Source organism: Elizabethkingia occulta, assembly GCF_002023715.1.
Taxonomy (GTDB): domain Bacteria; phylum Bacteroidota; class Bacteroidia; order Flavobacteriales; family Weeksellaceae; genus Elizabethkingia; species Elizabethkingia occulta.
Map to the genome: position 1 here is coordinate 67,410 of NZ_MAHX01000021.1, position 14,204 is coordinate 81,613.

Sequence of the window (14,204 nt, forward strand, 5' to 3'; positions counted from 1 at the left end):
CCTCTCTTTTTTCCGATGGAAGAAATATCCTGAATTTTATTTCTTTCCGGAAGACACACCACATCAAATCAATAAAATATAAATGAGTGTATTAATTTCAAATGAAACTGTTAAACAGTTATTTCATATAGCCCAGTCTATTGCCAGAGAAAATTATAATTCTACTTATGGAGCTCCGCACCTTTTGCAGGCCTCTGTGCATCAGGATATAGGACTTCGCGAATTTTTACAAAGTATTGAAAAAGATCCCGGATATTTATATGACTGGGCAGATGTCCGGATCGAGGATTATCCCAAAACGGCTCATTTGCCGCAAGAAGTTGAAGCGGCAGATCATGTAAACGAGATTCTATCTCAGGCCGATGATATTCGTATAAAGCTAGGACTGGATGAGGTTACTCCGGTTTGTGTTTTAGCCAGTATAGTAAAGCCGCATGTTGTTTATGACACACAGGAACTAAAATCACTTCCGCTTCGGGAACACGAAATATTAAACCATTATCGCGGAAATAAAATAGATTCTCAGGGAAATGGAGATGATGTAACGAACTTTCCTTCCTACGAAAAACAATCTTTTCCTTCCATAAATAATTACTGCATAGATAAAACTCTGGAAGCAGCCCAGGGGAAATTAGATCATATTATCGGACGAGATAAAGAATTAAGAACTCTTATAGAAATTCTTTGCCGGAGAAGTAAACCCAATGTTATTATTGTGGGAGAACCTGGAGTTGGTAAAACTGCTTTGATAGAAGGATTTGCCCAGGAAATTAATAAAGGTAATGTGCCTGAAATCTTGAAAAATGCAACTCTTTTAGAGTTGGATACCGGAGCTTTACTGGCAGGGACTTCTTATAAAGGAGAAATAGAAGACCGACTGAAAAAAGTAATTAATGAATGTAAAAAAATAGATAAAGCTGTTTTATTTATTGATGAAATTCATGCCCTTTTAGACAGCAGAGGCAGCGCCGGAAATGTAGCTAATTTGCTAAAACCGGAACTTGCAAGAGGAGAGATTACCGTAATAGGAGCCACAACTCAGGAAGAATACCGTAAGATTATTGAGCCCGAAAGAGCCTTCAACAGACGTTTTGAAGTTTTACTCGTAGAAGAACCGGATGATGCTACATGTATCAAAATGATAGAAGTATTATTAGCCGGATACAAAGATCATCACAAAGTTGGGGTTGAAAAATCTGCACTTTCTGAATGTGTGCGTCTTTCAAAGAGGTATGCAAAAGGAAAAAAGCTGCCAGACGCAGCTATAGATTTATTGGACAGAACAATGGCCGCCATTAAAATGCTTGATGAGCTTTCTGAAAATGAACTCGCAAAATGGAAAGAAGAATATGATCATCTATTGAAACAAGAGTACCTAGATGACAAAGACTTACTGGACGAGTTAATATGGCATTACAGGCTTTTGCAGGACAGGTTGAGTCCTATTTTATGGGGTTCCTTATCCGAACAGCATAAGGTTGACAGTTCGATGAATGTGGAAGAAGTGAAGAAAATTATTGAGGATACTTATACAGAACTTCAACAACATGCAGGAGTAAAGCGGGAGAAAGTAGGTAAACTGGAATTAGCTGCTGTAATGGCTGCTAAAACAGGAATTCCTATTGGAAAAATACAGGCTCAGGAGAAGGAAAAGCTAATCAATATGGAGTCTTTACTCTTAAAAAGAGTCGTAGGACAGGATCATGCACTAAAGATATTATCAGATGCCATTGTTGAGAACAGAAGTGGTCTTAATAAACCGGGACAACCTATTGGTTCATTCTTCTTACTAGGTCCAACAGGTACCGGAAAAACAGAATTAGCCAAATCAATTGCTGAACTTCTTTTTAATGACGAAAAAGCTATGATTCGTTTTGATATGTCAGAATTTAAAGAAGAGCATTCTGCAGCATTATTATATGGAGCGCCCCCGGGTTATGTTGGTTATGAAGAAGGTGGAATGCTGGTCAATAAAATCAGACAACAGCCTTATACCGTAGTATTATTTGACGAGATAGAAAAAGCGCATCAGTCTGTATTTGATGTATTTCTTCAAATCATGGATGAAGGAAAAGTTCATGATAAGCTAGGTAAAGAAGGAGATTTTAGCAATGCATTGATTCTTTTTACTTCGAATATTGGTAGTGAGGAGATTGTAAGGAAATTTGAAGAGGGTATAACACCGGAATCTAAAACGCTTATGCAGATAATGTCCGATTCAGGGAAGTTCCGTCCGGAATTTTTAGCACGTATTACCGAGATTATTCCTTTTGCACCAATTACAGAACAGGTGGCAGAACGGATCTTTAGAATTCAGTTAAAATCTCTGATTCAGTCTCTTACCAGATTGGGTATTGATTTTGAAATTTCGGATAATGCAGTACACCATTTAGCTGTTAATGGTTTTAGCAGCAGATATGGAGCCAGACAAATATCAGGGGTAATTCGTACTCAGCTTGCACGTCCAATATCCAAAAAGATTGTAAGGGAAGAGGTGAAGGCTGGCCAGATCATTAAAGTTGACTGGTCTACAGAATCTGAAACATTAAACTGGGAAATAAAAGACCAAATATAAAAAAAGCGGAACCTTGGTTCCGCTGATTTTTGTTTTTCCTTAAGAAAATCTTAGTTAACAGGCCAGATACCATCGTAAGCACCGCCACCATAAGTGATTTTCTCAGCACTGATAACGAAGCTTACCAACATGTTATTGCTGTCTATAGCATCAAAGTCAACTTCGTGTTGGATTACATACCCGTTCTCCCAGTTAAGTTTGATAAGGGTTCCTTCTTCATGAGACTTGTTGAATGTAACTTCCCCTGTAGTTGGTTTGTATTTACCATTCAATAGAGATTCGATGATGTCGGATTTTTCAGTCGCTTCAACAGTAATTTTGATAATTGCATTAGAAGGGTCAGAAGCCACTCTGCCAGAAACGTCAGTAGAACGTGCAACGCTGTAGTTAAGTTTTAATACTTTTTGGTCAGTACCGTTGTTGAATTTTAAGATAGCTCTTGAATTGTTAGCAGCCATAATTTCTAGTATTTAATAGTTAAAGATTGATATTTTTATTTCAGTGTTATACTCAACTTTCATTTCTGATAAGTCAAAGATATAAGGCTTTTATCATTTGAAAATCAATAAATTCGGAAAATATTGAAATTGTAGTAATTCTACGATTTTATATGATTTTCAAAAAAAGTACATTTGTTTAGTACATTGGAGAAGTATATTTTGTAGATAACGAAATTATCAATTCTTCAATAGAAAAATAAAAATATAAACCCCTCAAATCCCAATATGTATGAAAAAGAATGGCCATCCGGAAGACGTATTTTTTTCTCCTCCAAAGTTTGCACCGGACAATAATGCAGACGGCATAAAAGAGAACCACCACTCGGGTATAAACAGGCTTGTAAAGCTTTCTATTGTAGTTGATGGGCAGGTCATTAAATATTACAAGCATTTTAAATTAAAACAAAGTGCAAGAGGGCATCATTATTTTGAATTAACTCTTGCTCATGATGCTTTAGGTGAAAGACAGGATCATGAGCTAAGTCAGGCCAATCAGTTTTTAGGCAATCGTTTGACGGTTAAAATAATGTATAAAGATATCGCGTCGAGTCCGGAGCGTATTTTTGTAGGTGTTATTACTCAGGTAGGGTTTAGTCAGGATAGTCATAGTTTAGGGAATATAGTATTAAAAGGTTATAGTCCTACTATTTTGTTGGATGCAGCGCCTCATACGCAGAGTTTCGGAGGGACTCAGCCAGTTAATATGGGGATTATCGCCACAAATGTTATTAAGCAGGGAATAGACAGTAGTAAGTACGATGTACGGGTAGACGCTAAAGCATCATCCCAGATCTTATATAGTGCTCAGTATGATGAGACGCATTATAATTACTTAGCAAGAATGGCAGAAGCCTATGGTGAGCAGTTTTATTATGATGGAGAGGTGCTTCATTTTGGTAATATGCCGCCGCAGAATAAGCCTATAGAACTTACTTACGGCAGTAACGTAACCGATGTAAATGTAGAGTTAAAAGCAGTACATCTTAAACCTGAATACTATGGTTATAACAGTAGTAGTAATACAAAGCTAACCTCCGGAGAAACCTCCATCAATCATAAAAGTGATCTGGCTCAGAAAGCCTATCAGAAGAACAAAGGAATCTTTACAACTCCCTCATTGCGAGTAGCACCAATCAAGGCAATTACAGATATGGATGTGGTCAATTCGCAGACCAGTACTTCAGGAAGTCAGGCTGTTGAGGTTTTTACCGTATCCGGAGGTACAACGGTACCTTTTCTTTATCCAGGCTGTGTATCGGATCTTAAGATGCGCAAACAAGACAGCAATCAGACCAGCTATTTTACACGATTGATGGTCACCGAAGTTACTCACGAGGTAGATACTTTGGGGCATTATACAGGGCATTTTGAAGCAATAGCATCCGATACGGGTTACATGCCCAAACCAGATTTTGTAGTACCTATAGCCCAACCACAGATTGCGACAGTAATCTCTAACACAGATCCTGAAAGCCAGGGTAGAGTAACTGTCAAGTTCGATTGGCAGCAAAGTGATACTACAAACTTTATCCGTATGATGAGTCCTGATGCAGGGGGAACAGATCAGATCACCCAGAATCGTGGTTATGTAGCGATACCAGAAGTAGGAGATCAGGTAATGGTAGGTTTTGTACATAACCATCCTGACAGACCATTTGTAATGGGCGGTATTTTCCATGGCGGAACAGGTCTTGGAGGAGGCGTGAACAACCATTTGAAATCAATCCAGACTAGGAGTGGAATAAAGGTTCTGATGAATGATGCTGAGGGAAGTGTAAATATTATCGATCCCAGTGGTAATACTTATTTCATGGACGGAAAAGGAAATATAACTGTAACCGCTCCAAAAGATATGAATTTTAATGCCGGAGCAAACCTTAATATTTCAGTAGGGCAGAATATGACCACTACAGTAGGCGCTAATCAAAGCAATACCATTGGAATGAACAAAGTAGATAATATCACAATGAATCATAATGAAAGTGTCGGGGCAATGAAGAATATGGCTATTGGGGCCAATTTTATGACGAATGTGACCGGAAAACTCACCCATTATGTAAAAGGAGATATGGAAACCTTTGGAGAAAAAGAACATCGATTGACAAGCTTGAAGGGTGTAGAGGTAAACAGCAAAGGAAATGTGGAACATCACGCTGAAAAAGAGGTGATGAATAATAGTGGAGAGAAATCTAAAAGCCAGTAAGAATGAGTATTGAGTATTTTGTAGAAGGTAAGATACTTACACAGACTGAAGGTAATAACACTACTTTTTCTAAAGAAGGAATTGTACATAACAGTACGAAGTATGTCAATCAGAAAGGTGCAGATACAGGAGTAAGCTATAATTCTCCAAAGACTATTCATCCTAATGATAAGCCAATTAATACCGTAGATGTAAGTCTTAATCTTTTTTTTGACGGGACTTTTAATAATAAAACAAATGTACAGGAAGGGAAGCAGAAAGATCCCTCTAAACGAAAAGGAAGTTATGATAATGATTTTAGCAATGTAGCAAGAGGCTACGATGCTATTGATGCAAATGCAGAGAATCAGGTTTCATGGTATATTGAGGGTATAGGAACTGTAGATTCCAAAACAGACAATGACACTTTGGGACTGCCTGCACGTGGTGGGGGACTTGGTGTAGGAGAGCGGGGAATTGCAGCTAAAGTAACAAAAGGCTGCATTAAAGGAGCTGAGGCACTTAGAACTAAATACAGAGGGAAAGTTATTAATGTTTTAACCGTAAATGTATATGGGTTTAGCCGTGGTGCAGCAGCAGCACGACACTTTATGCATGTGGCTACAAATGCACCGACAACACAAAAGCTCAGTAAAAATAAATTACAAATATATCCACCTGAGGTATTTGAAAAATCTGATAAAGAAGAGCGTTCGGAACAGTTTTTTGTATTAGAAAAAACAGATTCTCATCTTATGAATTATGGATATTTCGGTGCTTGTTTACTGAAAAATGAACTTGTTGTTAATCAGGTAAGATTCAACTTTGTAGGACTATATGATACGGTAGCGTCTTTTGGTATTAATCATAAAGGTTTTAGTCTTTTTGGTGTGAGTATTATTGATAGTGATGCCGAGCAATTAGGTCTTAATGCTGTTAAAAACGGATCGTTTGTATTTCAAATTGCTTCTGCTGATGAGTACCGGGATAATTTTAGTCTTACGAATATAGAGAGTGCAGGAATAAAAGGACTGCAGATTACGCTTCCCGGTGTACACTCCGATATTGGTGGCGGATATGTAGATAAAGAAAAAAATAAAGTATTACTATATATTGAAAGAGGAGGAAGAACGGTATGTGATAAATTCAGGAAAATTCTAATAGAGGAGGGCTGGTTCAAAGACTCTAGCAATGAAATATGGGTAGAACAGGATGCTATTCATCCGAGTAATGTAAGTCCTCAATATAAGCTTTGGGGAGAAAGAACGTTATCTAATCATTACGATAAAGTGTCACTATTCCATATGTTTGAGTTTTCAAAACAATTTAATGTAAAGTATAATCCTAGTATTGAAAAGGATAATAGCATTACAGATAATTTTATTCTGAAAATCAGCAGTCAGCTTCTGGGTTACATTCAAAAGTGTAATGAACTTAGAAATAAATATGTAAACCTCTATAATGAAGGAGCTAATCCATCTGAACAGCAATATGTGAAGACTGCAAAAGAATATTCTTATCTGGACTCATTTATTAATATGGAGGACCTTAAAAAATTAAGACGAGAGTATCTGCATTGGTCTTCCAATATGGCTACTTTCGGAATGGGGCCTAGTGAATCAGGAGCCTTGACTAACTCACAACGCAAAAGGTATATCATAGATGGATAAATTCAAAATCATTATATTTTTATTGGGAATTCTCCCGCTTATTAACTGTCAGAAAATGAAAAACGAAAAGCCTATACCATCTTATAATGTGCAGATTTCGCATCCGGGAAATAACTATCTTATAACTCCGGTAGAGGATAATATTATAACGTTGGAGGGAATACCTGCTCATTTACCTTATGGTAGTTCTTCAGGAACTTGGGGGAATTCCGGAAAAGGATTCACTGAGCAGCAAGGGACACCTATAGGTGTGAATATCGTTTATTTTTCCAGATATGAAGATGCTTTTTATCGTCTTAAAGTTGATTTTCCAAAAGATAAAGTACAGGATCTGATACAAAGAGCCTATGCTAATGCAGAGTCTAAATCTTCAACTAAACCTTTAAAAGAATATATCAATATAAACCAGGAGCCTGACTATGATAAAACTTATAATGGTTTAGGAAAGTCTTATGATAAGTTCAGTGATCTTATTTTTGGATTTGCCCCCAATGGCATTGTAGTAGTATGGCTTGGCTTTGGCCCAACACAAATAGAGCTTGGAAAATATACCGCAGAGCGTATTAAGGATGATAAAATATATGCTGATAAACTATTTTCAAAGATTTCTCAGACAAGAGAAGATATTAAAAAAGATATGTTTATAGAAGGAGCTTCTTCAAAACAATGGGAAGATTACAGGACGCTTTATAATTGGTCACCTAGAATAAGTTCTGAGAATAAGGGTTTTCGATTGTTTAATGTAAATGTTGATTATTATAATGCGGAAAGAGAAACAATGCTTCGTCCATGGGTAGAGAATATACCGATAAAAGATAGAGCTATTCCTAAGGAGATCACTTTCTTTTGGGAAACTGCAAAGGGAGAATCTTTTGAGGGACGTGCATTTTTTGATTGGCAAAAGACAAATGAAGCTTTTAAAAAAGCTGGTAATAATTTAAAACTGGAGTTTAAAATTGCTCCCGATAATAATAATTATGAAATTCTCCTGAATGGAGAGCCTTTTAAGACAGATAGTCTAAGAGTATACAACAGTAATTTTACATTTAAAGAATCTTATAAGTAATTATAAATAAGCCGATTGTTTTTAAATGATTAGTACAGATAAAGAATATGTGAAAATAAGAATTGATGGAATTCTTAATCTGGAGGATATTTCCAGAAGCTATGAAATGACAAGTAAGGAACTTATGGAATTTCATAATAAGCATTGTGCGCTTCACGAACTTCTGACATTAACATTACCTAAATATATTGAGCATTTATATATTCCTGAAAGAGCTTTTAAAAAACAAGAAAGTAATCAGCTTAAAAGTACAAAGCTGGATTTACCAAATACTGAGAGTACAAAAGTATATGGTGTTATAGTGAAGTTTTTTCCTAAAGAATTACAGCTTCATTATAAGATTAAGATAAAAAGAAAACAAAGTGGAGTAGAAATAACCAAAGAGAAAACATTTGTTAATAATCAGGAGGTAGATAAGACTGTAGAGCAAATTTTCGAAAAAGCAGAACAAGCACTTTATCCATTAAAAGTTATGATAAAAGATAATGGAAATATTCGAAGAATTGATAATGTTGAAGAAATCGCACTAAGATGGAGGTCTGAACATTTACCGAAAGTAAGAGAATACTATGTATCGGAAGTTGCTAATGAAATAATAAGGCGGTTAGATGTTGTTTTAGGAGATGTAAATAAAAAATTGGATCTGCTTTTTAGAAATATTTTTTATAAGCTTTTTTTTCTGGACGTGTATCTGAGTTATGAGCAGTTTTCTAAAAGGGGAATCCTTGATATTTATTTTTCAGGGCTTGGACGTGAAGTCTCTTATAAAGCAGAAAGGATAGTAAATAAGCAATATACTTCGGGTAATAAAATTGTATTAGAAATAAAAGGACAAGAACAGGAAGATCCATTGAATGTAAAATCTAATAAAGGACAAATAGATTTACTTTACAAATTACACAAAGAAACAAGGGAGATATTTTCTATTAATGGAATAATTTCAACCTATGAGAAAGCAATAGAGCACAGAATAGAATTTCAGCTTTATGAATTGAATTCTCAGTAAATTAAAATAAACACTAAAACACCAAAATATGAGTGAAAAACATTTAGTCTGTCAAGGAGCGCTATGCATGTGCAATTTCGGTACTGCGCCAGATAAGCTTAAAGTGAAAACTCAGAGCAAACGCTATATTAATGATAAAGATGGTGCTGATAAGCTTATGGCTACCCATATGGATATTGGTAAGACTTTTGAAAAAAACACTTTTGGAAGCTGTAGTAAGATGAACAATAACCCTTGTCAGGTTACCGTTACAGAATGGAGTGGGTATTATGATAAAATAACCTTAGAAGATAATAAAGGCAAAGCCTTATTGGAAAGTAGTAAAGCTACTTGTCCTATCGGGAGTAAAGATTGTATCAAGATCGTCAATCATGGTCAGACCGCTGAAATTTCTTCTCAAAGTGTTGAAAATGCTGATCAAGAAGTATTAGCAGAATTGTTCCCGTTTGTTCCATTATCTTCAGGAGAGGATAAAATACTCAATATTCAAAATTAATATTATGAAAGAGAATTTACATATAAAATTTGTTGAGAGCTCTATCAGCAAAATAGATATGGATACCGGTTATGGCGTTTTAAAACTGCCTAAAGCTTCTTCTTTTTCTGTAGTAGTAGAGGAATATGAAAAGGAAACCAAAGCTTTTGACGATGAGTTTGATAAAAATGTTGAGTTATCAAAAAAGAGATGGAATGAGAGATCAAAAGCAGGTTGGTCTAGTGAAAAGTTGTTGGAAAACTGGAAGGCTAATGAAGCAGAAAGATTAAAAACTTATAAAGAAAAACAAAAAAATATTCAAGATAAATATAAAGATGTTAATTGGACTTGGGTTTTAGCACCTAGAAAATTAGATTCAAAAAGTTTGGCTCACAATGCCTCTTTTAACAAAGGAATAGAAGGAGCTCAGACAGTTCATTTTCCTGAGGTATTAGAAGGTGGTGGACTGGCTTATATTGAGGCTTTTTTTCCAGAAGCAGGCGCTCAGGGAAAAAAGCCATTTGGCCTTTTTGTGCAGGCAATAGGAATTCCTAGTATTGTTCGGACAGCATGGACTGATATGCAGGATAATCCGATACCAGTGGGAACAAAAATATATTGGGGATCTCATGTGAAATTACATATTTACACTTCAGGTTTATATGGACAAGAGGTAGAGGTAACTTTAAAAGATAAAGATACTTTTATATTAGACTCGGATGATGATCTTAATTTTGGTGGTCAGGCTAGCTTTATGTCTGAAGTAGATGCTGTCAGAGCTAATAAAAATGAAGAAGGTAAAGAAGGTGTTGCAGGGATGATAACTGAGAATGAAGAAAAAGTGCGACGTACCTATATTCAGAAATCAGTTATTAAGGTTTGGATAGATTATAGTTGGATAAAGGATGGGGGAAGTAATATCAAAATATATCCTTTAATTAAATCTGTAAAAACAGGTAAATATTTTGAAAATTTTGAAAGGAATTATCTAGAAGTTGGATATGATGGTAAACAATATAATTGGGAAAAAGATTCTTCAAATAAGCCTGCACTAGTTGGGCAAATCGAAACGAATATAGCAGCATACCATCCATGCCATTATAATGAAATAGCATTGCAATATGAAGAAAAGAAAGAAACAAAAACTATTGAAATTTTCAAAGAACAAGAAGGGGTAAGCTATCCTCAAAATGTTGATGTTGGAATAATTGCAGGTAGTGACCCAAAGAATTTTAAATTAAAGGTTGATGAAAAAACTGAAACTTTGGATTGTATCTTTCATGGAAAAAATAATGATCACGCTAAGAATATCTTTGTTTATAATAAGAACAAATTACCTAAAGAATTTAGCATTATAAATCTAAATCCTAAGTATATTGAAGGAACAGGTAGGTTTGTATATGACAGGCTAGATATGTTAAAGTATTTCTGGTTGCCTAATGATTTTGCAAATACTAATAAATATTCACATTTTAAAATAAATGCTTCCACATGCAGGCATAATCATATCTGTAATTTGACAATTCTCCCTGATATTGAATGGGAATTGGCATTCATAATTACAACAATGGCTGGGTTCAGGATAAAAGCTGAAAATACTACAGTTACAAGATTAGAACAAGGATTGGGTAAATATCAATTTAAGGGTATTAAAGCCGAGCAGTCTGGAAAGCTAATTGAAAAAGGAGGAGTAGGGTATTCTCTGAATATAAAATATTCTATTGATGGGGGTGCTTTTTATGAACAGATATCTTTGGATTTTGTAAGGAATATTGAGAAAATTATTGATACCTATAATGCTATTGCTGCATTTGCTGCTATTTTTAAAGGAGAGGAAGAAAGTGTTACATCCGCAGCTATCTCCAAATCGGTCATTAATAAGATTACATTTGATATTGATCCGCCAGCAATTGTTTTTTTGTTGAAATGGAAGTATGATTATGCAAAAAAGAATAAAGTTCCTGTAGTTAATTTTATTGGAGCTGCAGGATTTAAGCCTTTAATTGGATTTAAGATAGGAGTTGATTTAATGCAGAATCTTTCTTTTTTAGGACTTGCAGGAAAAGTACTGGACTTTATTAATAAAAATATTATAAAAAAATATTTAAAAACCGACTTGTATATATTATTAGAGGTTGGAACAGCTCTTAATTATGATATAGGACTTTCTTATAATGAAATTGATGGTTTTGATCTTAATGAGAAGCAGAAAGCAGTGGTAGATATAACATTTTCATTTAAAGCCGGAGTAAAAAAGAAAGATACTATTATGGTTAGTGATGTAAGGAGAATGGAAGGAAATACAATACCTGCGTACCCCGCTGAGCAAGAAACATTTAAAGTGGAAGGAGCTATTACTACCGGAATAAGGTATACAGAAGAACATGGTTATGAAAAGGGAAAAGGAAAGTATAAAAAAACAGATGTAAAATGGTTAGGAGCTGAAATGACAATAACGATTGTAACAATAGCTCAAAATAGAAAACAAAATGCTCCGCCAAACGACCAATTTAAAGACAAATTTATTATCATGGCGCCTAGGCCAATTGGTGAGCCATCAACAACATATGATAATGAGCAAAAAAAATGATATCAGAATATATAGTTCCAGAAATTTTTTAGTCATTGAAGACTTTATTTTAAAGATAAAAATAAACTATCAGGCTATTGAAAGTATAATAATATACCATGTCGGAGAAACTTATAATAATCAAATTAATATTTATTTAACCGATCTGGTTATTTATGAACAGGTTAAAAATACTTGGTGGGCGGGATTACTTTTTAAATTATTTTTAAGAACCAATCGAGAAAAATTTATTTTAGAACAAAGTTATTCTGATGAAATTCTTTTGAAAATTATAAATGAGATAAATGAGAATCTGCCTGATGTTTTTATCCCTACTGATCTTCAAAATAGTATTTTTTGGAGAGTTACCGATAAAGGTTATTCAATACCTTTTTTTAAATTAGTGTATAGTAAAAATGCTTTAGGGCTTTATGATACTCTTGTTAAATATGGAAAATTTAAAAATGAATAATATGCTATTAAAAAAAGTTATAAATATTAGTTTTACATTCTTACTGATTTCTTGTGCGAAGTCACAAAACTCTAATTATATATGTAATGATTGTGGTAGTTTTGACTTGTCCAAAATCTCTTTTAATGAAAATATTGATCAACTCACATCAAAAACAGAAGTATTCAAAACCGTTTTTGTAAATGAGGGATGTGAAGAGAAAAGAATGGAAGACATTTTAAAATCTGATAATGTATGTGCTTTTAAATATAATCTTTATGAAACTCCAAAAAATAAGATACACTTATCATTCTCAGATAAGCTTAAATTTAATAATCTTCATCTATTAGCTGATTCAAAAAAGGAATTAGTTGCCTATTCTTCTTCCGAGGATTTCAATGGAAGCGAGAAAGACTTTACATCGTTTGTAGACTTTTTAACAAAAAAGTTGAATACAAAACCACAATATAATATTTTGCTTTTGGATGAGACTATTGTTTATCAGTGGGATACAAACTCTTATATTTATCAATTTACAAGATCAAAAAATAAACAACAAAAAGAGGTTGTAATTAACGGGAAAACAATAATGGATAGCTATTATTATGTAACATTTAGTGTATATCAAAAAGATAAATTAAATTCGAAAATTAAAAGTATTATTCCCCGTAATGAAAACTTCATTATTTATAATGATAAATATTTTAAGAAATAAAAAGTTAATAAGGTAAAATTACTATTGAAATGATGATTAAAGAACCATTTTACGAGTTGGAAGTTAAAACAAGAAACTGTAGTATAGAAATTTTAATTAATGATTTACCTGTATTTAGCTTCTATGAGGAGGGAAATATAGCAGTGGATTATCCAATAAATACTGCAATTATTAGGAATGGAGATCAGTCTATGCAGGTGAGGTTATTTTCACAGAATGGCAATAATATTTCAAATGATGCTGCATGTGAGCTTAAAGTATATGTAAAAGAAGCAAACATAGACGGAGCTCAACGAGATCTTATTTACAACGTTCCTGATATTACCTTTTTTGATAAAACTGTTCCTGTTTTTATTGAGAAATTAAAATTTAAAGCAGATATAGCTTATAATAATAATGGTTGGTATAATTCTATAGATTTAAAAACTATAGATGAGAATAGATTATTTAATGAGCTAAAAGAGTATATGCTAAAAATAACCTCAATATATAATCTTAAAGATGCTAAAGGTTATAATACATTATATTCAGATAGAATAAAAGAGCATAATAATAGTTTCTATTTAACGCCTTCTGAGATTAGAGATAATGAAGAAGAAATATTCAGTGGTGTTCCACAGAAAATTGAAGGTTTAGATATAGACCTTTACAAATTAGTTTTTTATGGTGATAATAAGCTAGTTTCTTTACAAATGAAAAATCAACCTCCAGGATTTGTATTTGAATCTGAAAATAAAGATGAATATGGCTTTACTGAGATGGTATTATTTCATAAAAAAGACATTAGTTCACCTCTAACTCCAATAAGATAATTTAACTGGTATTGAAGCAGTAATTCATCCTAAAAACGAGATTTATTTAATTTAAATTCATTATTACAAAAGCCCACAATATTGTGGGCTTTTGTAATATATATGCAGTATTGAGGTATTTTTATTTTATAATTACGATTAACTATTTATAAAAGCATTATTATTTATAAATGTAAAATAAAT

At 33.7% G+C, this 14,204-nt stretch carries 11 protein-coding genes; 10 read left to right on the forward strand and 1 reads right to left on the reverse strand.

Annotation, left to right across the window (positions count from 1 at the left end; translation table 11 throughout):
• Positions 1-82: 82 nt before the first annotated feature.
• Positions 83-2,575 carry an ATP-dependent Clp protease ATP-binding subunit gene (locus BAZ10_RS17375; RefSeq protein ID WP_078773106.1) on the forward strand — a complete coding sequence of 831 codons (2,493 nt, stop codon included), beginning with the start codon at positions 83-85 and terminating at the stop codon, positions 2,573-2,575.
• Positions 2,576-2,625: 50 nt separating this feature from the next.
• Here the strand turns inward: BAZ10_RS17375 and tssD are convergent, their stop codons facing one another.
• Positions 2,626-3,033 carry a type VI secretion system tube protein TssD gene (gene tssD / locus BAZ10_RS17380; protein WP_078773107.1) on the reverse strand — a complete coding sequence of 136 codons (408 nt, stop codon included), beginning with the start codon at positions 3,031-3,033 and terminating at the stop codon, positions 2,626-2,628.
• 271 nt (positions 3,034-3,304) lie between these two features.
• Between tssD and BAZ10_RS17385 the strand changes: the two genes are divergently transcribed.
• Genes BAZ10_RS17385 through BAZ10_RS17425 form a run of 9 tightly spaced genes read left to right on the forward strand, consistent with a single transcriptional unit; the run spans position 3,305 to position 14,021 of the window.
• Positions 3,305-5,278 carry a type VI secretion system Vgr family protein gene (locus tag BAZ10_RS17385; protein WP_078773108.1) on the forward strand — a complete coding sequence of 658 codons (1,974 nt, stop codon included), beginning with the start codon at positions 3,305-3,307 and terminating at the stop codon, positions 5,276-5,278.
• Positions 5,279-5,280: 2 nt separating this feature from the next.
• Complete coding sequence (locus BAZ10_RS17390; RefSeq protein ID WP_078773109.1) at positions 5,281-6,927, forward strand: T6SS phospholipase effector Tle1-like catalytic domain-containing protein; 1,647 nt, start codon at positions 5,281-5,283, stop codon at positions 6,925-6,927.
• A gap of 55 nt (positions 6,928-6,982) precedes the next feature.
• The gene (locus BAZ10_RS17395; RefSeq protein ID WP_245803857.1) at positions 6,983-7,993 is read left to right on the forward strand and encodes a DUF2931 family protein; all 1,011 of its coding nucleotides are present in this window, start codon (positions 6,983-6,985) and stop codon (positions 7,991-7,993) included.
• Between the two features lie 25 nt (positions 7,994-8,018).
• A complete protein-coding gene (locus tag BAZ10_RS17400) occupies positions 8,019-8,999 on the forward strand; it encodes a hypothetical protein (protein WP_078773111.1) in 981 nt (326 codons plus the stop codon).
• 28 nt (positions 9,000-9,027) lie between these two features.
• Complete coding sequence (locus BAZ10_RS17405; RefSeq protein WP_078773112.1) at positions 9,028-9,495, forward strand: DUF4280 domain-containing protein; 468 nt, start codon at positions 9,028-9,030, stop codon at positions 9,493-9,495.
• Between the two features lie 4 nt (positions 9,496-9,499).
• Positions 9,500-12,064 (forward strand): hypothetical protein, encoded by a 2,565-nt coding sequence (locus BAZ10_RS17410; protein ID WP_078773113.1) that lies wholly within the window; start codon positions 9,500-9,502, stop codon positions 12,062-12,064.
• Positions 12,048-12,515: a hypothetical protein gene (locus tag BAZ10_RS17415; RefSeq protein ID WP_078773114.1), complete on the forward strand. Its 468-nt coding sequence runs from the start codon at positions 12,048-12,050 to the stop codon at positions 12,513-12,515. Before BAZ10_RS17410 ends, BAZ10_RS17415 begins: the two co-directional genes overlap by 17 nt.
• A complete protein-coding gene (locus BAZ10_RS19310) occupies positions 12,493-13,209 on the forward strand; it encodes a hypothetical protein (RefSeq protein WP_245803858.1) in 717 nt (238 codons plus the stop codon). The genes BAZ10_RS17415 and BAZ10_RS19310 overlap by 23 nt, the downstream gene beginning before the upstream one ends.
• Before the next feature lie 29 nt (positions 13,210-13,238).
• On the forward strand, positions 13,239-14,021 hold the full coding sequence (locus tag BAZ10_RS17425; RefSeq protein ID WP_131828234.1) for a hypothetical protein: 783 nt from the start codon (positions 13,239-13,241) through the stop codon (positions 14,019-14,021).
• Positions 14,022-14,204 lie beyond the last annotated feature (183 nt).

Coding starts and splice junctions, on each gene's coding strand:
- BAZ10_RS17375 (WP_078773106.1), top strand. CDS start 83: ATGAGTGTATTAATTTCAAATGAAACTGTTAAACAGTTATTTCATATA.
- tssD (WP_078773107.1), bottom strand. CDS start 3,033: ATGGCTGCTAACAATTCAAGAGCTATCTTAAAATTCAACAACGGTACT.
- BAZ10_RS17385 (WP_078773108.1), top strand. CDS start 3,305: ATGAAAAAGAATGGCCATCCGGAAGACGTATTTTTTTCTCCTCCAAAG.
- BAZ10_RS17390 (WP_078773109.1), top strand. CDS start 5,281: ATGAGTATTGAGTATTTTGTAGAAGGTAAGATACTTACACAGACTGAA.
- BAZ10_RS17395 (WP_245803857.1), top strand. CDS start 6,983: ATGAAAAACGAAAAGCCTATACCATCTTATAATGTGCAGATTTCGCAT.
- BAZ10_RS17400 (WP_078773111.1), top strand. CDS start 8,019: ATGATTAGTACAGATAAAGAATATGTGAAAATAAGAATTGATGGAATT.
- BAZ10_RS17405 (WP_078773112.1), top strand. CDS start 9,028: ATGAGTGAAAAACATTTAGTCTGTCAAGGAGCGCTATGCATGTGCAAT.
- BAZ10_RS17410 (WP_078773113.1), top strand. CDS start 9,500: ATGAAAGAGAATTTACATATAAAATTTGTTGAGAGCTCTATCAGCAAA.
- BAZ10_RS17415 (WP_078773114.1), top strand. CDS start 12,048: ATGAGCAAAAAAAATGATATCAGAATATATAGTTCCAGAAATTTTTTA.
- BAZ10_RS19310 (WP_245803858.1), top strand. CDS start 12,493: ATGGAAAATTTAAAAATGAATAATATGCTATTAAAAAAAGTTATAAAT.
- BAZ10_RS17425 (WP_131828234.1), top strand. CDS start 13,239: ATGATGATTAAAGAACCATTTTACGAGTTGGAAGTTAAAACAAGAAAC.